Below are 22,359 nucleotides of genomic sequence, written 5' to 3' on the forward strand. Positions count from 1 at the left end.
TAAAACATGTTAAAATATTTAGGGAAATTATTAATTTCAGGCAGGTGTAAATATGCTTTATAATCTTTCGTTAAACCATGATTTTTTAATTAAGCTTTTAATACTATGTCCATTAGGATTTTTGGCAGCTTTAGTAGACTCCATTGCAGGTGGTGGTGGTTTAATTAGTGTTCCTGCCTATTTATTAGCTGGGGTTCCTGCGCATCTAGCACTTGGGACGAACAAATTTTCATCTACTGCTGCTTCTTTCACAAGTTCTGTGAAATTTGCACGTTCCGGTAAAATTAATTTTGAGATAATGAAATACTTAGCACCATTAACCTTTGTAGGTGCAGTTTTAGGAGTAACCTCAGTATTAAAGGTAGATCAAAATTTTCTTTCTACTCTAGTTTTAGTTTTAGTGCTGTGTGTTGGTGTATATAGTATTTTTTCAAAAACCATTGGTTTGGAAGATAAATTTGTGGCAATAACAAAAAAAACCATTATGTTAGGAATGCTTTTGGCACTTTCACTAGGTTTTTATGATGGTTTCTTCGGACCTGGGACAGGCTCCTTTTTGATCTTCGGACTTATTAATATATATGGATTTGATTTTGTTAAGGCAAGTGGAAATGGAAAGTTTTTAAATTTCATAAGCAACATTACTTCACTTTTGTTATTTGCTATAAATGGACAAATAAATTATATGTTAGGTATCCCTGTTGCTATATTTATGATTTTTGGAGCAAGAATAGGTACAGTACTTGCATTAACTAAAGGAGCCAAGCTTATTAAGCCTATATTTGTAACCATGTCTTTAGGAGTTGCAGTAAAAATGCTATATCAAATGTTTGTAAAATAAAAAGTTTCATAAATTACAAGGGGGCAGCTTAACCAATAGTAAAGATGCCCCCTATAAAAACTATTTAATTTTATCTATGTAATTTAGTAATCCTTATCTTCAATGCATAATTATATATTTATACTTTTTTATATTATTTTTCTTAATTTATCCCCTTCATAATCTTTTATTAATCTGTTATTTCCTTCATCTTTTATTAATAATCTAACAGTGTTTTCTTTAATCTTTAATACCTTCCCTTTAAGCTTTGTCCCAATTACATTAACAGGTGCCCCATCTACAAGCTCATAAACTAAATTACTATTACAGTAATTGCAGTTTTCCTCACTATTTATAACCCTTTTACAATCATTACAATAATAAAGTTTGTTCATTTTAATACACCCTTTCAAAGCATAATTACAGCAAAAAAACCTCTCATAAATTTAAATACTGCATTGTATAATATATTCTATATTTTCAGACAATTTCCTTCTTTAATGAGAAATTTAATAAAAAAACCTTAGGCAATTTTCTACCTAAAGTTCTCTTCTCTGACTATATTAATTACTTCCTTTATGCTATCAACAGCATATTCTGGATTATAACTCATAATTTTATCTATGGGTAACACAGTATATTTTACTAAGCAGGTTTTAGCCCCGGCATTTTTGCCGCAAAGTATATCATAGTGACTGTCCCCTATCATTAAGGCCTCATTTGGCTGTACCTTTAGCAATTCACAGGCTTTTAACACTGGTTCCGCCTCTGGCTTATGCTTTGAGGTATCCTCCGGAGTAATAATTACATCCATTTTATCAAATAGATTAAATAGCTTTAATCCTCTTTCAGCTATTAATTTTCTTTTAGATGTCACCACTCCAACTTTTATTCCTAATGCCTTTAGTTCTGAAAGAGTTTCTTTTGCGTCGACTACTTCTTTAGCAGTATCATCATGAATAGATTCATTATATTTTATATATGTATTAAGCAATAAATGAGCATTTTCTTTATCATATCTTGCTAGGGTATCAATTAAGGGTTCCCCAAAATACATTACAATTTCACTTTCAGGTACATCAATATTAAGTTCCTCCTTAAAAGTATGTTTAAAGGATTCAATTACAAGGTTATTGGTATCAATAAGCGTACCATCAAGATCAAATAATACTGCTTTTATCATGCTTACATCCCCTTTCACATTTTACCCATTAATTATATTATGATAATTTAATTAATGCAAATACAAGCCCATTTAATAGCTTACTTAAGTTTAGCTTAAAAAAATACGCCAAGAGAAAGATCTCAGCGGCGCATTTTTGCTTTTATTAATGTGGCAGTAATATAAATCTTAATATGAATAATAGTGCTAGAATATAAACAATTGGATGAACTTCCTTTTGCTTATTAGTGGCAATTTTAACAATAGGATAAAATATTATTCCTGCTGCAATACCATTAGCTATACTATAGCTAAAAGGCATAATTGCTATTGTAAAGAAAGCAGGAAGAGCTTCTGTAAAATCGTCAAAGTTTATCTTTGTAACTGCACCCATCATAAGTACACCTACAATAACTAGCGCTGGAGCAGTTGCTTCAGCAGGCACTATTCCAACAAGACCACTAAAGAATATTGAAAGTATAAATAGTATACCTACTGTTAGTGAAGTAAGCCCTGTTCTTCCGCCTTCAGATATTCCTGAAGTAGATTCTACATAAGTTACAATAGTACTCGTACCTAGAATTGAACCTGCAGTAGTTGCAACTGCATCTGAAAGGAGAGCCTTATGCATATTTTTAACTCTTCCATCTGAATCCAGCATATTTGCCTTTTGAGCAGTACCTACTAGAGTTCCTATTGTATCAAATAAGTCAACTAAACTAAAGGTTATTACAACCATTACTAAACTCGTAATGGCACCAACTATTCCTGCAGCACCTAAGCCGCTGTTAGAAAGCAATCCCTTAAAATCAAGATGCATAAAGGTAGGTGCAAGTGAAGGTGGAGTACTTACTATTTTTACTCCAGCTAAATGCGTTAGTCCAAAAGGTATTCCTAAAGCAGTTGTAAGTATTATGCCTATTAATATAGAACCTTTAACATTTCTGGCCATCAAAATTCCGGTAATAGCAATGCCAATTATTGTAAGTATTGCCCCAGGCTTTGTAAAATCACCAAATTGAACTAAGGTTTCAGGACTTGCTACTATAAGTCCACCGCTTTTAAGGCCTATTAATGCAATAAACAGTCCAATTCCACCTGAAATTGCAAGCTTTAAATTGTGGGGTAGAGCATCTACTATTTTTTCTCTTATGGAGGTAACAGTTATTATTATAAATAATACACCAGAAATAAACACAGCGGCTAAAGCTTGCTGCCAAGTGTATTTTAAAGTTAAGCACACACTGTAAGTAAAAAATGCATTAAGTCCCATACCAGGTGCTTGTGCAAAGGGCAAATTAGCATATAAACCCATAACTAAAGTACCTATGGCAGCTGCTATACAAGTTGCGGCAAATACAGAGGCTACAACAGGATCATTAAGTGCGGTAAAGGCAGCAGCTCCATCACCCTTTATACCTGGTGCATTCATCCCTGCAAATTTTAATATATTTGGATTAACAAAAATTATGTAGGCCATAGTAATAAATGTAGTTATACCGGCTATTATTTCTGTTTTAACATTTGTATTGTTTTCTTTTAATTTAAAAAATGATTCCAAAAATGATTTTTGCTGATTGGTTTCCTTCGATTTAGACATACCTTATGCTCTCTCCTCTAAGTTGAAATATTGTACAACTAAATAAAAAATCCTCTACAGGGCTAGTGGCAAACCCGGCAGAGGAAATAAAAAAGTCATAAAACTTAATAAATTCTTATGGATTCACCCATAGCCTAAAGATTAACGGTCTTTTAGTAGAAACTCTTGAACCATATTTTCAAGATTATATGGATGTAATATTCAATTAAATACATTTCCTATGTTAACATAGGTATTTAGTTTTTTCAACATAATTCTTGTGTTTAAAACATTTTTCGCTATTTTCCAAAGGTTTTGTTAAGTAATTTCTGAGTTTTATTAAAATAATTTGTTTTATTAAATTAATAACTTTCTAAGGAGTAAGCAGTAAAAATATATACAATTTTTTCAACAATTGACTTACTAATAATATCAATAGTGCTATTAAAGTCCTTTATATTGTTGATATAATCTTTAAACACAGTACCTGCAGTTACTTTAAATTTATTTTTCATTTTATGGCTGGCAGTAAATTCTATTATAGCGGTTTCTTCTTTCATATACCTATAAATTTGGATTTCAGGTGCTGAACATAAAATTATAGAGCAGAGTTTTTCTATTTGTTTTTTCATAAAATCATTTAGAAATATATCTACGCATTCTATGTCAATTGAATATTTGTGGTGTTTTTTATTGTCCTCATTATTTCTTAAGAATACCTTCATAATGGTTACATCTCTCTCGCATTTCGTAAAAGTATTTCGCATTTTTAAACCTTCTTTCGTTAATAGCAGTTATTTAATTTATTAAACTAAGGTTTATTTTTTCTCAAAATATATTATTTATGCCTAAATTGGTAATTTTTATTATTCCATAATTGTAAATGCTTTTATACTTTTTCATAAAAAGGCCTAGGGATAAACCTAGGCTTCTTTTTTCTAACAACAAGTACCTCTTCTATTATTTCCGCTAAAAAATATAAGAATAATAATTATAAAAATTATCCAGGATCCACCAAAGCCATTTCCACCAAAGCCATTTCCACCACAACATACATCTTGCGTACAACAGCATCTTGAGCTACTACTTCTTCTACCCATGTAAACATCTCCAATCATATTTAATATGTTTTGTATTGGGAATTTCCTCGGAATATTATATGATAAATTTTAGAAATGGGAACTATGTTTTTGAATTGCATAAAAAAACTTCATATATAATTCTTTATTTTCCAGAGTGGATACTATACTCATTTGGAATAAATAAGCCTTCTCTTTCGTCATCCCAAGCTAATGAGCTAATTTTCCATCCATTTGGTGTTTTAATAAATTGTATTGTTTTCATTCCTTTAGTTTCAAATGCTTTACCTGACATAATTCCTGATTTTTTATAAAGACTGAAACGGTGAGCAATATTACCAAATATTTCTGTTTTTTCGAATAATTCTTCTTCTTTGAAATTAATCAATATACCCTCATTTAACATTCTTTCACGAGGTTCTATAAATTGCTGAAGGTTGTAAATTTCGAGTGTAGAATCAATACTCTTAATAATTAGCCCTTCAGGTATAAACAGCTGATTTATAGCACTTAAATCCACTTTGCCTCCTTCATTTACAGAAAATAAACCAAAGAAAGTAGTTGCTATTTTATCTAGAATTGATTTTGTTTCTAATTTTTGTTGAATTTCTTTGCCGATTTCTATTTCTGATTTCATATTATCTTTCTCCTTTTCGCATCTTTTCTAACATACAATTACGATTAATATATTTATATTCTATTCTTTCAATTAAAATCCTGCCCAAAAAGAGCTTTAACTCTTTTTATAATACTATAAATTATCTTGGTGCTTTTACTAAAAACTTTAAAGTTACTAAAATGTAATTACGTCATTCAATAGTAAAATAAAAACACCTCCACATGTGAATTTTATTCACATATGAAAGTGTTATATATCGTAATCAAACCATAAAAAACAGGTATGTCATCACAGCCTAATCACTTAAACCCTCACTCCTCAAAGCCCTCTGGGAACTCTGCGTTATGATATACATCTTGAACATCATCATCATCTTCAAGTGCATCCAGCATCTTTTGTATCTTTGCTGCAGTTTCTTCATCAACAGCAGTAAAGGTATCAGGTATCATTTTAATATCTGCTTCTAAGAATTCTAAATTATTAGCTTCTAAAGCTTCTCTAACAGTTCCATATTCTTCTGGTTCTGTTGTAATGATAAATACTTCCTCTTCTGAAGCAAAATCTTCTGCTCCAGCATCTAGAGCCATCATCATTAGTTCATCTTCATCAAGTTCATCAGTTCTTTCTATTATTAGCTGTCCCTTCTTCTGGAACATGAATGATACACAGCCTGCTGAACCCATGTTTCCCCCATGCTTTGTAAATGCGTGTCTTACATTTCCTGCAGAACGATTTTTATTGTCAGTTAACACATTTACTATAACAGCTACTCCGGCTGGTCCATATCCTTCATAAACTATTTCTTCGTAGTTTGCTCCATCTGCTTCTCCAGCACCTTTTTTAACTGCTCTATTGATTGTATCTTGAGGCATATTATTTGCCTTTGCCTTTGCAATAACATCTCTAAGCTTATTATTTATATCTGGATTTGAGCCGCCGTTTTTAGCAGCCATTATAAGCTCTTTTCCTATTTTAGTAAATATCTTTCCTCTTTTAGCGTCTGCCTTACCTTTTTTTGCTTGTATATTATGCCACTTTGAATGTCCTGACATAAAAAATCTCCTCCTAACAAAACCCGTATATGTAATTAATTTATGAAAATTTACGCACAAATTATTATAGCATAAAATCATTAAAGGATACAACTTTATCGTTATTGTTCTTCATAAAGCCTGTTCTCTAATTTAAAATAAAATTTTTCACTTTCGATCTCAAAGGTTACCCTTCCTGAGCAAGCCTCAATTATTTTACTTTTAATTAATTCCAGATTCTCTGCCTCACAAAAATATTTTACTTTGACTTTTTCAGAGTACAGAATCTCCTCAATATACCAATTATTTTGACCAAACATGTACTGAACTTTTCCTAAAAGGTCATAATCAAAATTGACATATAAGGCAGCTCCCTTTATTTTTTCTACTATTCCTGCTTCCTTAATAGCTGAGCTTGCCCCTTTTGAATAGGCTCTAACAAGCCCGCCAGCTCCTAACAGCACACCGCCGAAATACCTAGTTACAACAATAACGACATCAGTTAAGCCATTTTTCTTTATAACCTCTAAAACAGGTACTCCAGCTGTACCCTGTGGTTCTCCATCATCGCTATATCTTTGAATTCCCATATTTTCACCTATAACATAGGCAAATACATTATGGGCAGCCTCTTTATTTTCTCCTTTGATTTTATTAATAAAGCTTCTAGCTTCCTCTTCGCTATATATTCTCTTAGCATTGCCAATGAATATAGACTTTTTTTCTTCAAATTCACTTTTGGCTTCATTATTAATCGTAAGATAACTCATTTATTTCGCCTCTATTTCCTCTAGATATTCCTTGGCAGCTCTAATAATATAATCCTTATTATTTCTTTCTTTAATTTCCTTCATTTTCTCAATTGCTTTTTCACTTCTTAGCTTTTTTAAAGCTTTTACAGCATAAAGTACAACTTGTGTATTTTCATCATCCAAAGCTCTAATTAATGCAGTTTCTGATGCTTTGTCTCCTATTTTTCCAAGAGCAGATACTGCCATTCTTCTTATATTTACATGTTTATGAACTATTGACTTTATTGGAATTTCTATTATTTCCTGAGCTTTTAATTCCCCAGCTATCCATAGGGCATATTCCTTATTTTTTGAGGTCATATTAGCAAATTCATTTTTGATATATAAAATAAGTTTTTCTTTATTTTCGCTGCTCATTGAACTTAAAACTGAAAGCTTATCTGTCTTGCCTGCATTACATAAGCTTTTAAAGAGTTCTGTTTCATCTTTGCTGTTTGCTAAAAATCTATATTTAATTTTTCCTTCTATTAGTTGTTTTTGAACTTCTTCCCTACTTAAGCCTCTTATTTTTTCTATAGCAGCTATACTTTTACCTTCTAAGGATAAAAAATAAGTTATTTCACTTTCATTTAAATTATCTATATTCTTCCAGTCGATTTTTATAAGACCTTTATCCAAAAAAATCACTCACTTTTAATAATTTCTTTTATAATATTTAAGCCTGTAATTATATCTGCATTACTAACCTTTGAAAAACCTAATCTGAAGTAATAATCTCCATCTTTGTAATGCTTATAGAACATAAAAGCTGGAGTTAAAAGTAACTTCTTCTCCTTGCACCTGTAAAATAAAGTAATACTATCTATTCTAACCTTATCTGATAAGCTTATATAGAAGTTAAGTCCACCACCTGGTGCTTTAAAATTTATTAAATCACCTAATATTTCTGTTAGTTTTTCTTCCATAAAGACATATTTTTCTTTATAAATTATATTTAAATTATTTATATGACTTTTCCAAAAGCCTTTTTCAATATATAGCTGCAGAGCTCTTTGCATTAAGCTAGATGTTGAAATATCAGTATCTATTTTTGAATTTTGTATTACATCTTTAAATTTTTCTGGAGATATTAAATATCCAATTCTAATTCCCGGCAGAAATATTTTGGAAAAACTTTTAATATATATAACTCTGTCATTTATATCTAGGGCTTTAAAGCTCTCATATTTTATGTTTGTATCGTAAATAAGCTCAGACAAGTAATCATCTTCAATTATATAAAAATCATATTCTAAAGCAAGCTTAAGTATCTCCTGTTTCTTTTCAAGACTGTAGGAAAAACCTGTTGGATTTTGAAAATAACTCATTAAATAAAATATTTTAATTTTATTTTTCTTTAAGATTTCTTTAAATACCTCTAAATTTATTCCATCTTCCTCTAATGGTACTTCAAAAATATTTGCTCTTCTCCCCCTAAAAACTGATAGTGCACCGCTGTAGGTTGGTTTTTCCACAATAACATTATCATTTACATTCACCAAGGATTTAGAAATAATATCTATCCCTTGTTGGGCCCCTGAAACTATAAGTATATTCTCTAGGTCAATTTCATTATTCCAGAAATATTTGTTGATACTAGCTCTTAATCCATAGTAGCCTAAAGCTTCTTGATTAGCTAAGGCTTCTGCTCCATCTCTATCTAATACCTCATTTAATACTGCTTTAAAAGAGTCTACTGGAAAAAAGTCGCTGCAGGCATTTTCACCAGTAAAGTCAACGTACGCTTTTAGCTCTTCTAAAGACAGTTTCTTGAAAATATCTGAATAATCTTTTTTAAAACTTTTCGTATATTCACGCTTTTTAGCATAGGTTCCGCTGCCAATTCTCTGCACTGCATATCCCTCTGCCTCAAGCCTATTATATACATTTATTATTGTATCATTGTTTACCTGCAAAAACTTCGATAACTTACGAATAGATGGAAGCTTTTCACCATCCTCGATAATATTAGTATCTATTAGTTTTTTAATGTGTTTTGCAATTTGTATATATTTAGGCATATCTTCATTGTTTAATTTTGTTAAATACTTTTCCATTACATCACCTATATAATAATTAAGCTACTAGAATAATAAATTATACTAGTAGCTGTATATAAACATTATACATATAATATTAGATAAAATAAACATTTTCCTTAAACAATACTTTACCGTCATCTGTTTTATAATCTCTATTGTCTTTTTTAATCATATTTCTTTCCCAAAGCTTGTTTAATATATCTTCAATAGCTATATCATAGCTTTCAAACAACTTGTCGTTTTTAATATCTTCTGTACTTAAAAAGCTATCCTTCCCTCTCATATAATTTAATAATATGGAGGCTGTATTTCTAATAGTCTCATCCACTGCATCTTCGATAAATTTCAAAGTACTTTCAATGGCTGTTATAGTATCATTTTTATTAAAAAATAAGCCATCTACGCAGTTTCTAAAATCATCATTTAAGTTCATTGCCATGGCAATAGCATCTTTACTAATCATATAACCGGAATAGTTAACATAAAGCTTAGCATAATTTTCAACGCACTTCACAGCTGCTCCATAGGCAGTATAAATTCCATCGTTGTATAGGTATTTGTTACATAAATCTATGTTCTTCAATACCTTCCCAAGATACACCATATTCCATCTTTCTCTATCTAAATCAGGATAATATCTTCCACTGTCGTATTTTTGGGTAATATCCATATCCTTAGAAAATACTAGTCTTGAAGAAGCAAACATTCTAAGCATAAACCCGCCTCTTAGATCTTCCTCATAAAGCTGTAAAAATTTACTTTTACTCATAAGCTTAATGTGTACAGGCACTTGCTTTTCTTCAGTATAAATATTTTTTATATTATTTATTTTCTTATCTAGTATTACAAATAGATCAATATCGGATTCATCCCATAAGTCTCCAGTAACCATACTTCCAAACACCATTGCAGCAAGTACAGCTTCGTTTCCCTTTAATCTATCTATAATACTATTGAAAGCCTTTTGATACTGTAAAATCGTTCTTTCCATAAAATACCCTCCCCCTAGTCAAAACAAACATATATTAATTATAATACAAATTAGCATAAAAACAATACTTTACTTGCATAAATTCAATAAAGGCTTTCAAAAATTATACAATAATAGAGCAGAAATGACAGTAATCTAGTTAAATTAATCTTTATACAGTAAATACAGAAAAATAAGGATATTTTATAACATGAAATTTTTACACTTATTATAAACCTCATCATCAACTTTGGCAGAAATATAGGTTCCATTATCTCTGAACTCTTCTTTTAAAATCTTAGCATTTCTATGAAGAAAGGCTGTCATCTCCTGCTTAGTATATGGAATCAAGTAGTCTGCAGTAATTAATGTGTATGGGAGTAATCCTTCTACTTCCTTTAATAATAAATCTAAATTAATACCCTGCTTAGCAGAAATTTTAATTTGTTTTTCGGTTTTTAAAGCTTCTTCTAATTTAATTATATTTTCTTCATCAGCTTTATCTATTTTATTTATTAAAACTAAAGTTGGCTTATCTTTAACGCCAAGTTCCTCAAGTACTACTTCAACAGCTTCAATCTGCTCTATTGAGTTCTTAGAAGAACCATCAACTACATGAAGCAGCAAATCAGAATAAATTACCTCTTCTAAGGTTGATTTAAAGGCTTCTACTAAATCATGTGGTAGTTTTCGAACAAAACCAACAGTATCAGTAAGTGTTATAAGCCTGCTATCTGGCAGTATTACTGCTCTTGTGGTTATATCCAAGGTTGCAAAAAGCATATCTGCTTCAAATACCTTTTCTTTAATGGGGCCATCCTTTGGCATGGCAATTTCACATAGTTTATTTCTTAAGGTAGATTTTCCTGCATTAGTATAGCCTACTAAAGAGACCTTAGGTATTTCGTTCCTCTTCTCCCTTTGAGTTTCTCTATGTTTCTTTATCTTTTCAAGTTCACGGTATAAATCATATATTCTTTCTTTTATGTGCCTTCTGTCCGTTTCTAGTTTCTTTTCACCAGGTCCTTTTGTTCCTATGCCACCACCAGTTCTAGAAAGTACGGTGCCGAGGCCCGACAGCCTTGCAGCTCTGTATTTTAACTGTGCTAGTTCTACTTGTATCTTTGCTTCTCTACTTTTAGCCCTTCTTGCAAATATCTCTAGAATAAGGGTAGTTCTATCGATAACTTTAGCTCCGGTGTACTCTTCTAAATTTCTTACTTGGGAGGCATCTAATTCATCATCAAAAATAATAACATTTGCTTTTAAAGCCTGCCTCAGCATTGAAATTTCCTCTACCTTCCCTTTACCAATATAAAAGGCAGAATCTATTTTACTTCTCTTTTGAAGCACCTTGTAAACAACTTCCACCTCGCAGGCTTTGGCAAGTTCCTTAAGCTCCTCTAAGCTTTCTTCACTTTCGATGCCTACCAATATTGCCTTTTCTCCATCCTCTTCTATTATGTGATTATTTTTAAGTTCATTTTCTACAAAGTATACCTTATCTAAAAAATTAAAGTTTACAGCTTCCTCAATATCTATTGCTCCAGTTGTTTCGGCTTTAAGTAGATCATTTTCTATAGTACAAAAGCCTAAGGTTGTATCATTAGCTATGCCCTCTTTCACAGATAATGCAGCAATACAGTCCAGCTTTAATTTTGTAAGAGCTGATAAATCAAGGGCAGAAAGCAAGGATGGTCCATTGGGATGAGTATGTACTACCCTTACTCCAGAAAGCTTTTTGTATTTAATGTCAATAATGGGTACCTCAACAGTAGTACTGTCTCCTATAGCTACACTGATTACCTTACCTTTTCTATCTATAGCAACACTTATTTCTTTGTTTATTAAACTTGTAATATTACTTATTGTTGATACTAGTTCAAGAGTAAAGATTTCCTCCCTTGGAATTATATAATCGTAGATTTCCTCTAATTTATCTAATATAGTATTTCTTATTCCATCTATATTCCCAAATATCATTATAACAACTCCATTTATATTTTTTTATTATTTATATATACTTGACAACTTTCATATAATTTTATACTATTAAAGCAATATTGTAAATATCTATGGTGTGGAGGGTTACAATGGAGAACAAAAAGGTAAATGTATTAATAACTAAGGAACAAATCGAAAAAAGAATCGCTGAACTTGGCCTTGAAATTTCTAAAGACTATGAGGGTAAAAACTTATATGTGCTTTCCTTACTACGCGGAAGCTTTATATATACAGCTGACTTAGTAAGAAATATTACTGTTAAAGCAAAAATAGGTTTCATGACAACTTCAAGTTATGGCCATAATGAACAAAGCTCTGGCTCAGTATGTGTAGTAAATGATATACCAGATAATATTGAAGGCTGTGATGTTTTAGTAGTAGATGACATAGTTGATACTGGAATCACTATGCAATTTGTAATGGAACATGTAAAATCTTTAGGCGCAAACAGCGTAAAGTCATGTGTGCTTCTTGATAAACCAGAGAGAAGAAAAGTAGATGTAAAGCCTGATTATTGCTGTTTTGAAATACCTGATTTATTTGTTGTAGGCTATGGCCTTAACTATGGGGATTATTACAGAAATATACCTTATGTATTTAATTGGGAAGACTAATTTTACTAATTAAAATGAAGGTTGCTAAAAAATATAAAATATGCTGCAGGTGACTAGGTTTAATTAAAAGCCATGTACTCCTGCAGCATATTTTGTGTTCCTTACAATATTAAATTTACCTGCTGTTTAATTTAAAACCAGCACCGTCCAGGCCCATGTTAATTGAGGTATTAGGTATCTTGCCAACAATAATGGTTTCAGATATAGGAACTTCACTCACAACATCAATATCTTCTTTTTTAAGTGGAATCACAACTCGGAGTTTAGCTTGAACCTTTACATAGATTTTATGTCTAGTCTGATTTATGCCTGCACTTTCAAATTCAGATTCGTATTTTGTTTCTATATATCCAATAGGATTCATGAAAACAGTAATTTTAGGCCCAAACTTAGCTAACAAGTTGTTTTGGAGTATATACCCAAGGGGCAGTTTAACACCGGTGTTACCAAGCAGCTTGAGTTGTTTTTGAGAGTCTAAGGCAACATCACATGCAATTTTATTTAATTTTAAGGTATCTGCTTTTAATAAGGTTATATTCCCTTCCCCATCTTTTTCTACATGAATAATATCATTATAATTAAATTGCTTGGAATATTCATTAATTATTGAAGTATAAATAATTTCCATGGACTTAGATCTTATTTCTGCATTAGCCACCGCTATAATTGCTGGTGATATTGCCTTATCTACTATATAAATAAATAAATTAAAGATAGTTATTACAGCAATAAAGCTTAAAATGAGCTTTATTTTTGTTTTTCTTTTAATATTATCACCTCATTGCTATTAATAAAACTTTGTGATTATAAGGTATACTTAATATTATGTTAAGCTTTAATAAATATGATTTTTGAATAAAATTTTATTATTTGTCAATATTTGTAATGTAGTCATAAATTAATAGCTTTTTTAATAATATGTGATAATTGTAAGTTTTAAGATTAGGACAAGCAATTATTAAAATACCTAATAACACAAATGACATATTTTACAATTAATATTTTATTATTAAAGCTTTATATGATATAATATTTAAAAGTTCTCTTTCCTTATACAAGCATTCAAGGAGGATTAACATATGAATGAAGAAAAGAACTCTGAAAAAATAAAAAAGAAGAAAAAGAGTAAAAAGATTTTAAGGAATGTTTTTTTATCTATATTAGCAGTAATTATTTTAGCTATTGTAGCTGGTGCAGGAATAGGACTTGCCATAATTAATACAGCTCCAGCCTTAAACGTGGATCAGATTTTGACCTTAAAAGAGCCCTCAAAAATTTATGATAAAGATAATAACTACATGGACGATGTTGCTACAAATGAGAAAAGAGATGTTGTAAATATTAATGAAGTAAGCAAAGACTTACAACATGCCTTTGTAAGTATAGAGGATGAACGCTTCTATAACCATAAAGGTGTTGACCCTCAAAGAATTATGGGAGTAATATACATAGATATTAAAAATAAACTCAGCGGAAAAAGTGGGGTTCAAGGAGCCTCTACTATAACTCAGCAATTAATAAAAAATACTATGTTAACCAATGCTGTTTCTGCTCAAAGAAAAATTCAGGAAATGTATTTAGCTCTTCAGCTAGAAAAGAAATTAAGTAAAGAGCAGATTTTAGAAGCTTATATGAATACAATCCCCTTTGGCAGTACTGTTCATGGTGTTGAAGCAGCTTCACAGTATTACTTTAGCAAACATGCAAAAGACTTAAGTTTAATTCAAGCTGCATATATAGCAGGTGTTCCACAAGCACCTGGTATTTATAACGCCTTTTTGGATTCAGCAAAAAAAGATCCTAGTAAATACTTAAATAGAACAAAAATGGTATTAGCTGCTATGAATAAAAATAATTATATAAGTAAAAGCCAATACGATCAGGCAGTAAATGGTTTAAGTGTAAAAGCCCTTGAGTTTAATCAAGCTTCTATAAAAAATATGAATAGACTAAATTATGAGTGGTTTTCACTTCCTGCAATTGAACAAGTAAAAAAAGATTTGAAAGCTCAATATAATTATAGTGATGATGAAGTAAACAGCCTTCTTATGTATGGAGGACTGAAAATTTATACAACTATGGATATGAACCTTCAAAATGCAGCCCAAAAAATATTAGATGATAACAAAAATTATGGAACTAACTACACTCCTGAAAATACAAATGTAGTCCAGCCTCAAGCATCAGCAGTAATAATGGATTATCATACTGGTGAAGTGAAGGCCATAATTGGTGGAAGAGGCACTCAGCCTGCTCGTTCGTATAATAGAGCAGCTTTTAATGGTTCACAAGAATTCCTAAGGCCTACAGGATCAAGTATAAAGCCCCTTACAGTATATGGGCCTGCCATTGATACAAAGATGGCAACTGCAGGTACGGTAGTAGAGGATTCCCCTTTATCAACAGATATAGGAAAACAATGGCCTCAAAACGGCAAGCCATGGAATCCAAGAAACTATGAAACAGGATTTTTCAGGGGATATGTAACAATTAGAGAAGCAATTAAGAGCTCTATCAATTTAGTAGCTATTAAGGAAGAATATAATATCGGTCTTAAAACTGGTGTTGCCTATGGTGAAAAATTTGGTTTAACCTTCGATAATGATGATAAAACAAGTTTATCTGCACTTTCTCTAGGTCAGCTGCACCATGGTGCCAATACACTTACTATGGCAGCTGCATTTGGTACCTTTGGAAATAATGGAATGTATACTGAACCTAAAATGTACACAAAGGTTGTTGATAGAAGAGGTGTTACAATACTGGAAAGTAAATTAGTTAATAAAAAAGTTTTATCTCCTCAAGCAGCCTATATAATGTATGATATGCTTAAGGGACCAACAAGTGCTGGTGGTACTGGCCCAGCTGCAAGGTTTAGTTCTATGCCTGCAGCAGGTAAAACAGGTACATCTGGAGATAAAAAAGACTTTTGGTTCAGTGGCTTGACTCCTTATTATTCAGGTGCAGTTTGGATTGGAAGCGATACTCCTAGAACCTTTAATAGTGGTATAACTAGTTCTACATCAGCATCACTTTGGGGGAAAATCATGGCTGAGGCTCATAAAAGCCTGGCAGTAAAAGATATTCAAATGCCTGGTGGAATAGTAACTGCATCAATCTGCAGAGATTCAGGCAGCTCTCCAACGGATTTATGTTCTAAGGATCCAAGAGGCAGCCAAGTTACTCGAGAAATGTTTATAGATGGAACACAGCCAACTACATTGTGCACAATACATGTTCAAGCTGACATTAATAAGGCGAATGGTAAGATTGCAACACAAAATACTCCGAAGGATTTATTAGAAACCAGAATATTTATAAAAAGAGATTATACTCCTTCGGCTTCCCTGCAGGATCAGCCTTATGTTCTTCCAACAGAACTTGATGATACACCGCCAGTAGTTCCTACCACTCCTCCTACAGAAGGAAATAATACAGGAACATTACCAGGTACACCTGATGGTACCAATCCTGGTACTGGAACAGGCACTACAGATGGAACAGTTCCAGCAAATACAGGTGGGAATACTAATACTACAAAAAATTAATATAATAAAAAAACAAGAAGTAAGATATAAATTTACTTCTTGTTTTTTATTTTTCATAATATTATTCTTTAGTTTTAGAGTTAAATAATAATGCCATTAAATAGCCAAAAATAATAGCTGCAGTAATTCCACCAGCAGTTCCTTTTATGCCACCTGTAAAGGCTCCAAGAAGTCCTAAAGAGTCTACTTCTTTCATTACTCCTTTAGCAAGGGCGTATCCAAAACCAGGCAGAGGTACAGTTGCTCCTGCCTTACCTAATTTTACAATAGGTTCATAAATACCTAAGGCCCCTAAAATTACCCCTAAGGTTACGAAGCTTACTAGTATTCTTGCAGGAGTAAATTTTGTTTTATCTATTAAAATTTGTGCAATAACACAAATTATTCCTCCGACTACAAATGCATTTAAAAATTCCATTCTTAAACCTAGACCTCCTTTATGCTGCCACAGTTTTAAGATTCAATGGCTACTGCATGTGCAATGCCAGGGATAGTAAGTCCCTGCTGACAGGAAGTTGAACTTAAAAGCGCTCCGGTAGAAATAAGAAGCACTTTTTTAAGCTTCCCACTAAGTAAATTTTTATAAATATATCCACAATCAACTACCGCAGAGCACCCACAACCACTTCCTCCTGCATTTGTTAATTGTTTTTCATGATTAAATATTTCATCGCCGCAGTCTATGTAATTGCTGCTTATATCATACCCATATTCCATAATAAGCTCCTTAGTTATTCTCTTCCCTACTATTCCAAGATCTCCAGTTACAATTAAATCATAATAATCAGGAGTTCTGCCCGTATCCATAAAGTGCTGTGAAATAGTATTGACTGCTGCAGGGGCCATAGCCTCACCCATATTATTTACATCATTAACTCCATAATCCTTAACTTTTCCTATAGTCGTATATGTTATATATGGAAAATTTCCTTCTGTCCCAAGTACCATAGAACCTGCTCCAGTTACGGTCCATTGAGCGGTAGGAGCTTTCTGACTGCCATATTCTAATGGAAATCGAAATTGCCTTTCAGCAGAAGAATAGTGTGAGGAAGTAGCAGCAATTACATGGTTTGCAAATCCACCGTCTAATATCATAGCTGCTATAGCTAATGACTCTGTCATGGTAGAACATGCACCATAAAGTCCTAAAAAAGGTATATCCATATCCTTTGCTGCAAACGTAGATGAAGTTAATTGGTTTAATAAATCTCCTGCAAATAAATAATCTATGTCATTATCACTTAAATTCGCCTTTTTTATACTTTCTTTAATTGCCATATATAAAATACTGCTTTCAGCCTTTTCATAGGTATCTTCCTTATTTAAGTCATCTTCAAGAATAACATCAAAGTATTCACTTAGAGGCCCATTTCCTTCTTTCGGTCCCACTACACTAAAAGTGGAAATAATTTTGGGTTTACTATCTAATCTAACTGTTTGTTTACCAACCTTTTTATTCAAGCAAAGCTCACCTACTTACTATATAATAAATTATGCCTACTATTACTGAAGAACCTATGCCATAAACTAAAACCGGCCCTGCTATTACAAACATTTTCGCGCCTACACCGAATATAAAACCTTCCTTTTTAAATTCCATAGCTGGTGCTACAATTGAGTTTGCAAAACCAGTAATAGGTACTAGGCTACCTGCTCCCCCAAAGGCAGCAATTTTATTATAGAATCCTATGCCAGTTAAAAGAGCTCCTAAAAAAACCATAACAATAGAAACTAAAATTGAAACATTATCTTTAGGCATTCCTATTCTAGTAAAATAGCTGCTAAAAAATTGGCCAATATCACATAATATTCCCCCTACCAAAAAGGCTCTAATACAATTTCTTAATAAATGAGATTTAGGCTTCACTTCTTGTGATATATCTTTAAATCTTTGCTTTAAAACCTCTTCTTTATTAGCCATCCAGTCACATCCTTATTCATAAAAATATAATTCACAAAAGTATTTTATGTAATATTATTTATGTTATTCAAGACAATATATTTCAAAAAACAAAATGAATAGGAATATAAAATACATCCTATCCACTAAGTCTATCTTTCATCAATTTTAATACTTTTTTTTCTATTCTAGATACTTGAACTTGGCTGATACCAAGCATTTTAGCTACTTGAACTTGTGTTTTGTCCTTAAAATATCTAAGTACTATTATTTGTCTTGCTTTATTATCTAGATTAATCAGGGCATCTTTTAAGGCTATTTTATCTACAATATCTGTGTCTTCCTCATAATCTTCACTTAACTTATCAATTAAAAGTACTGGTGAAGCATCGTCCTGATGTATTGTATCATAAAGATACTGCATATTATTTGCTGACTCTAATGCATAAACTATTTCTTCAGAATTTATCCCTGAATACTCAGATAGTTCTTCTAAAGTTGGATCCCTATCTAACTTTTTTGTTAAGGCTTCTTTATCATAATGAAGTTTTCTCGCTACATTTTTTACACTTCTACTTACCTTGATTATACCATCATCCCTAAGGAATCTTTTTATTTCACCCATAATCATAGGAACGGCATAGGTTGAAAACTTCACGTTGAATTTACTATCAAAGTTGTTAACAGCCTTAACTAGTCCCATAGACCCTATTTGAAATATATCTTCATATTCATAGCCTCTATTTAAGAATTTTTTGCTAATGGCTGATACCAGAGGGAGATTATACTGAATAACTTTATCTAAGGCATTTTTATCTCCTTCTCTAGCCAGTTTTATAAGTTCTAAGTTATCATCATAATTATATTCCTGTTTCTTAAGAATTCCATCATCCATAGCCTTCACCTAACTTAAACTCTTGAAAACTTTCTTCATAATAATCTGAGTTCCCTTCCCCTTTTCTGATTTAACTTCAAGACTATCCATAAAAGTTTCCATCACTGTAAAGCCCATTCCTGATCTTTCAAGGTCTGGCCTTGACGTATACAGCGGCTGCATAGCAAGCTCAATATTTTCTATTCCAACACCTTCATCATTTATTTTTATTGTTAAGGTAGTTTCCTCAATCATGGCTTCAATTTTAATAATTCCATTGCCATTACCATAGCCATGAATTATAGAATTTGTAACTGCTTCAGATACAGCTGTTTTAACGTCAGTTAATTCTTCAATAGTGGGATCTAACTGAGATACAAATGCTGCAACAGCTACTCTGGCAAAGCCTTCATTTTGTGATTTGCTTAAAAATTCAATTTTAACAATATTATCGTACATTTTTATCCCCCCTCATTAAATACTCTTAAGTGCTTGTTCTAAATTTTCGTAAACTTTTATAATTTTAAACATGCCTGATAGATCAAAAACTCTTTTAACTGAATTATTAACATTTGCTATACATATTTTCCCATTTTTAGCTGTCATTTTTTTGTATCTGCCTATAACAACTCCAATTCCTGAGCTATCCATAAAGCTTACATCTTTAAAGTCCAAAATAAGTTTAGCAATTGATTCTCTATCAAGTCTATCATCTATTTTACTTCTTACTTCTTCTGCACTATGATGATCTAACTCTCCCATCATAAAAACTACGAGTTTCTCTTCTTCTTTTTGAAACTTTAAGTACATCCTTATCCCCCCCTATAATAAATTTAGAAATGATATTTAACTTTTATATTATAAATTAAAAAGTTTCTAATTTTTAATGCTTTAAATATTATAAATATCTGATATTATTTTAAATTTAAATTAATATAGACATATATTATATTCTATAAATTACATAATTTTCCTTCTTTTTTTAAAACATAAATAAACATTTTTATTATTCCCATTTTATATTTATAATATACAGTAATTTTACATTTTACTTAATCAATAACTTTCTTTATATGTATTAACAGTCCTTGGAGTTTTATAGCTATTGCCCCAATTAAGAATCATTGTTATAATAATCAGTATGCAAATTATATGATTTTAGGAGGATTTTGACATGGAAATGTGGATAAAAGAAGAACAAATTGCTGATGCTGCTATGACCTATAAAATAAAAGAAACTTTAGTTAGAAAGCAAACAGAATTTCAAGATCTTGCCATTGTGGATACATACGCCTTTGGCCGTATGCTGCTTTTAGATGGAATTGTTCAAACAACCATTAATGACGAATTTGTATATCATGAAATGATAACTCACATTCCACTATTTACACATTCTAATCCAAAGAATGTATTAGTTGTAGGTGGTGGAGACGGCGGCGTTATTAGAGAAATAATGAAGCACCCATCTGTGGAAAAAGCAGTGCTTTGTGAAATTGATAAATGTGTTATAGAAGAGTGTAAAAAGTATTTACCTGAAATTAGCTGTGAACTTGAAAATCCAAGATGTGAGGTCTTTGTTGGAGATGGCATAAAGTATGTTCATGAACATAAAAACGAATTTGATGTAATTATTGTTGATTCTACTGACCCCTTTGGAGCTGCAGAAGGTCTTTTTGGTGGAAGCTTCTATAAAGAAATTTCAGAATGCTTAACTGATGACGGTATATTTATCGCTCAAACTGAAACACCCTTTTATTTACCAGAAGTAGTCAAAAAAGTATTTAAAGATGCGAAAGAAGTATTTCCTATAACAAAGCTTTTCATGGCAGCAATTCCAACTTATCCTGGAGGATATTGGAGTTTTACTATTGGCTCTAAAAAATATGATCCCGCAAATCCAAATATAGAAAAAATTTTTGACGTGAATACCAAATATTATAATGGAGATATACATAAAGCGGCTTTTGTTTTACCAAACTATATAAAGAATTTAATTAATAATAAATTATAAATCTTAATTCAGCAAAGCTGTGCAGGGAGTGATTTTCATGATAAAGCTAATAAAAAAAGGTATTGTTTATGCTCCAGATTATTTAGGAGTAAAGGACATATTAATTTGCAATGACAAAATAGCTAAAATTGATGATGATATTCCTTTGCCGCCTAAGGGGTTCTATGAGGTTGAAGTAATAGATGCCTCAAATCAAATAGTTACTCCTGGTTTTATAGATTTACATGTCCATATCACAGGCGGTGGAGGTGAAGGTGGCTACACTACCAGAACTCCAGAAATACAATTATCTCAAATAACTACTACAGGAGTTACAACTGTAATTGGCCTTTTAGGAACAGATGGAACAACACGTTCTCTAAACAGTCTCTTAGCAAAGGCAAGAGCCCTAGAGGAAGAAGGAATCAATGCCCTATCTTGGACTGGATGCTATCAGTTTCCTACAAGAACTATTACTGATACCTCTAGAGACGACATTATTTTAATTGATAAAATTATTGGAGTTGGTGAAGTTGCAATCTCTGATCACAGAGGTAGTAAGCCCATGGAAAAGGATATAGAAAGACTGGCACTTGAATGCAGGGTAGCAGGTTTATTATCAAATAAATGCGGCGTATTACAGCTTCACGTTGGGGATGATAGAGAAGGAATTAATATTCTATTTGATATAATAAAAGAATCTCCTATTTTAGCTAAAAATATTTTGCCTACTCACATAAACAGAAACATGAATCTATTACATCAGGCAATTAAATATTTGAAAATGGGTGGACACATAGATTTAACTTCCGGAATTACAAGAACTGAGTCCGATCCAATACCTTCTGATGCCTCCTATGGTCTAAAATATCTTCTTGACAAAGGGTGTCCATTAGAGAACATAACAATGAGTTCAGACAGCAATGGCAGCATGCCAATCTTTGATGAAAATGGAAAGCTTACAGATATTTCTGTAGGCTCAATTGAAACTAATTTTGTAGAGTTTAGGAAAATGGTTCAAGTTTATAATCTGCCTATAGAAAAAGCTCTATATCCCTTGACTAAAAATCCATCTAGAATATTAAAGCTTGATTATTTAGGAACAATCGATGTAGAAAAACAGGCCGATTTATTAATTATGAATCCTGATTTATCCTTGGATTATGTATTATGTAAGGGCAAAACCTTAGTGCAGCACGGAAATGCAGTGAAATTTGGTACCTTTGAAAAAGATATAAAAAGCAAATAATAAAAGCTCCAAGATATAAAATATGTTACATGAGCTGATGCTTTATGATCATGTAACATATTTTATTTATTGTAGCTATTTTTAATA

Annotated in this window: 23 protein-coding genes and 1 riboswitch; of the genes, 5 read left to right on the top strand and 18 right to left on the bottom strand. The window is 31.7% G+C overall.

The features are described 5' to 3' along the window. The first annotated feature begins 52 nt into the window (after positions 1–52). Positions 53–841 (top strand): TSUP family transporter, encoded by a 789-nt coding sequence (locus ACJDUH_RS16825; RefSeq protein WP_406766368.1) that lies wholly within the window; start codon positions 53–55, stop codon positions 839–841. 128 nt (positions 842–969) lie between these two features. Here ACJDUH_RS16825 and ACJDUH_RS16830 read toward each other — a convergent pair whose 3' ends face one another. The 11 genes from ACJDUH_RS16830 to hflX all read right to left on the bottom strand — a co-directional run bounded on the left by ACJDUH_RS16830 (position 970) and on the right by hflX (position 12,076). Then, entirely contained in the window at positions 970–1,215 is a 246-nt protein-coding gene (locus tag ACJDUH_RS16830; protein ID WP_406766369.1) for a hypothetical protein, read from the bottom strand. A 140-nt stretch (positions 1,216–1,355) separates the two neighbouring features. Next, positions 1,356–2,003 (bottom strand): pyrophosphatase PpaX, encoded by a 648-nt coding sequence (ppaX, locus tag ACJDUH_RS16835; protein WP_406766370.1) that lies wholly within the window; start codon positions 2,001–2,003, stop codon positions 1,356–1,358. A 145-nt stretch (positions 2,004–2,148) separates the two neighbouring features. Further along, positions 2,149–3,582: an NCS2 family permease gene (locus ACJDUH_RS16840; protein WP_406766371.1), complete on the bottom strand. Its 1,434-nt coding sequence runs from the start codon at positions 3,580–3,582 to the stop codon at positions 2,149–2,151. Between the two features lie 110 nt (positions 3,583–3,692). Then, positions 3,693–3,794, bottom strand: a riboswitch (purine riboswitch). Between the two features lie 129 nt (positions 3,795–3,923). Further along, complete coding sequence (locus tag ACJDUH_RS16845; RefSeq protein ID WP_406766372.1) at positions 3,924–4,328, bottom strand: hypothetical protein; 405 nt, start codon at positions 4,326–4,328, stop codon at positions 3,924–3,926. 457 nt (positions 4,329–4,785) lie between these two features. Next, positions 4,786–5,277 (bottom strand): hypothetical protein, encoded by a 492-nt coding sequence (locus ACJDUH_RS16850; protein WP_406766373.1) that lies wholly within the window; start codon positions 5,275–5,277, stop codon positions 4,786–4,788. A gap of 293 nt (positions 5,278–5,570) precedes the next feature. Then, the gene (locus tag ACJDUH_RS16855) at positions 5,571–6,311 is read right to left on the bottom strand and encodes a YebC/PmpR family DNA-binding transcriptional regulator (RefSeq protein WP_406766374.1); all 741 of its coding nucleotides are present in this window, start codon (positions 6,309–6,311) and stop codon (positions 5,571–5,573) included. A 101-nt stretch (positions 6,312–6,412) separates the two neighbouring features. Continuing rightward, the gene (locus ACJDUH_RS16860; protein ID WP_406766375.1) at positions 6,413–7,060 is read right to left on the bottom strand and encodes a YigZ family protein; all 648 of its coding nucleotides are present in this window, start codon (positions 7,058–7,060) and stop codon (positions 6,413–6,415) included. Next, complete coding sequence (locus tag ACJDUH_RS16865; RefSeq protein WP_406766376.1) at positions 7,061–7,720, bottom strand: HEAT repeat domain-containing protein; 660 nt, start codon at positions 7,718–7,720, stop codon at positions 7,061–7,063. It lies immediately after the preceding gene. Positions 7,721–7,725: 5 nt separating this feature from the next. Next, positions 7,726–9,138, bottom strand: a complete 1,413-nt coding sequence (gene pdxR, locus ACJDUH_RS16870) for a MocR-like pyridoxine biosynthesis transcription factor PdxR (protein WP_406766377.1) — start codon at positions 9,136–9,138, stop codon at positions 7,726–7,728. A gap of 79 nt (positions 9,139–9,217) precedes the next feature. After that, the gene (locus ACJDUH_RS16875) at positions 9,218–10,114 is read right to left on the bottom strand and encodes a nucleotidyltransferase domain-containing protein (protein ID WP_406766378.1); all 897 of its coding nucleotides are present in this window, start codon (positions 10,112–10,114) and stop codon (positions 9,218–9,220) included. A gap of 183 nt (positions 10,115–10,297) precedes the next feature. Continuing rightward, positions 10,298–12,076, bottom strand: coding sequence for a GTPase HflX (gene hflX, locus ACJDUH_RS16880; RefSeq protein WP_406766379.1), 1,779 nt, complete (start codon positions 12,074–12,076; stop codon positions 10,298–10,300). 110 nt (positions 12,077–12,186) lie between these two features. On the opposite strand from hflX, the gene hpt reads away from it, so the two are divergent. Further along, positions 12,187–12,711 carry a hypoxanthine phosphoribosyltransferase gene (gene hpt / locus ACJDUH_RS16885; protein WP_406766380.1) on the top strand — a complete coding sequence of 175 codons (525 nt, stop codon included), beginning with the start codon at positions 12,187–12,189 and terminating at the stop codon, positions 12,709–12,711. A gap of 115 nt (positions 12,712–12,826) precedes the next feature. Here the strand turns inward: hpt and yunB are convergent, their stop codons facing one another. Next, on the bottom strand, positions 12,827–13,480 hold the full coding sequence (yunB, locus tag ACJDUH_RS16890; protein WP_406766538.1) for a sporulation protein YunB: 654 nt from the start codon (positions 13,478–13,480) through the stop codon (positions 12,827–12,829). A 310-nt stretch (positions 13,481–13,790) separates the two neighbouring features. On the opposite strand from yunB, the gene ACJDUH_RS16895 reads away from it, so the two are divergent. Continuing rightward, a complete protein-coding gene (locus tag ACJDUH_RS16895; protein ID WP_406766381.1) occupies positions 13,791–16,259 on the top strand; it encodes a transglycosylase domain-containing protein in 2,469 nt (822 codons plus the stop codon). A 61-nt stretch (positions 16,260–16,320) separates the two neighbouring features. Here ACJDUH_RS16895 and spoVAE read toward each other — a convergent pair whose 3' ends face one another. The 6 genes from spoVAE to spoIIAA form a co-directional block, all read right to left on the bottom strand. Next, positions 16,321–16,677 carry a stage V sporulation protein AE gene (gene spoVAE, locus ACJDUH_RS16900; RefSeq protein WP_406766382.1) on the bottom strand — a complete coding sequence of 119 codons (357 nt, stop codon included), beginning with the start codon at positions 16,675–16,677 and terminating at the stop codon, positions 16,321–16,323. A gap of 35 nt (positions 16,678–16,712) precedes the next feature. Further along, positions 16,713–17,720, bottom strand: coding sequence for a stage V sporulation protein AD (gene spoVAD / locus ACJDUH_RS16905; RefSeq protein WP_406766383.1), 1,008 nt, complete (start codon positions 17,718–17,720; stop codon positions 16,713–16,715). Positions 17,721–17,727: 7 nt separating this feature from the next. Further along, a complete protein-coding gene (gene spoVAC, locus ACJDUH_RS16910; RefSeq protein ID WP_406766384.1) occupies positions 17,728–18,180 on the bottom strand; it encodes a stage V sporulation protein AC in 453 nt (150 codons plus the stop codon). Between the two features lie 118 nt (positions 18,181–18,298). Continuing rightward, positions 18,299–19,054 carry an RNA polymerase sporulation sigma factor SigF gene (gene sigF, locus ACJDUH_RS16915; RefSeq protein ID WP_406766385.1) on the bottom strand — a complete coding sequence of 252 codons (756 nt, stop codon included), beginning with the start codon at positions 19,052–19,054 and terminating at the stop codon, positions 18,299–18,301. Positions 19,055–19,063: 9 nt separating this feature from the next. Further along, a complete protein-coding gene (spoIIAB, locus tag ACJDUH_RS16920; protein ID WP_406766386.1) occupies positions 19,064–19,492 on the bottom strand; it encodes an anti-sigma F factor in 429 nt (142 codons plus the stop codon). Positions 19,493–19,507: 15 nt separating this feature from the next. Next, complete coding sequence (gene spoIIAA, locus ACJDUH_RS16925) at positions 19,508–19,843, bottom strand: anti-sigma F factor antagonist (protein WP_406766387.1); 336 nt, start codon at positions 19,841–19,843, stop codon at positions 19,508–19,510. Between the two features lie 364 nt (positions 19,844–20,207). On the opposite strand from spoIIAA, the gene speE reads away from it, so the two are divergent. Together speE and iadA are read left to right on the top strand one after the other, a co-directional pair. Next, a complete protein-coding gene (gene speE / locus ACJDUH_RS16930) occupies positions 20,208–21,044 on the top strand; it encodes a polyamine aminopropyltransferase (protein ID WP_406766388.1) in 837 nt (278 codons plus the stop codon). Positions 21,045–21,081: 37 nt separating this feature from the next. Further along, complete coding sequence (gene iadA / locus ACJDUH_RS16935) at positions 21,082–22,272, top strand: beta-aspartyl-peptidase (protein WP_406766389.1); 1,191 nt, start codon at positions 21,082–21,084, stop codon at positions 22,270–22,272. The last annotated feature ends 87 nt before the right edge of the window (positions 22,273–22,359 follow it).

This window comes from Candidatus Clostridium radicumherbarum (assembly GCF_045310525.1).
Classification (GTDB): Bacteria; Bacillota; Clostridia; order Clostridiales; family Clostridiaceae; genus Clostridium_AT; species Clostridium_AT radicumherbarum.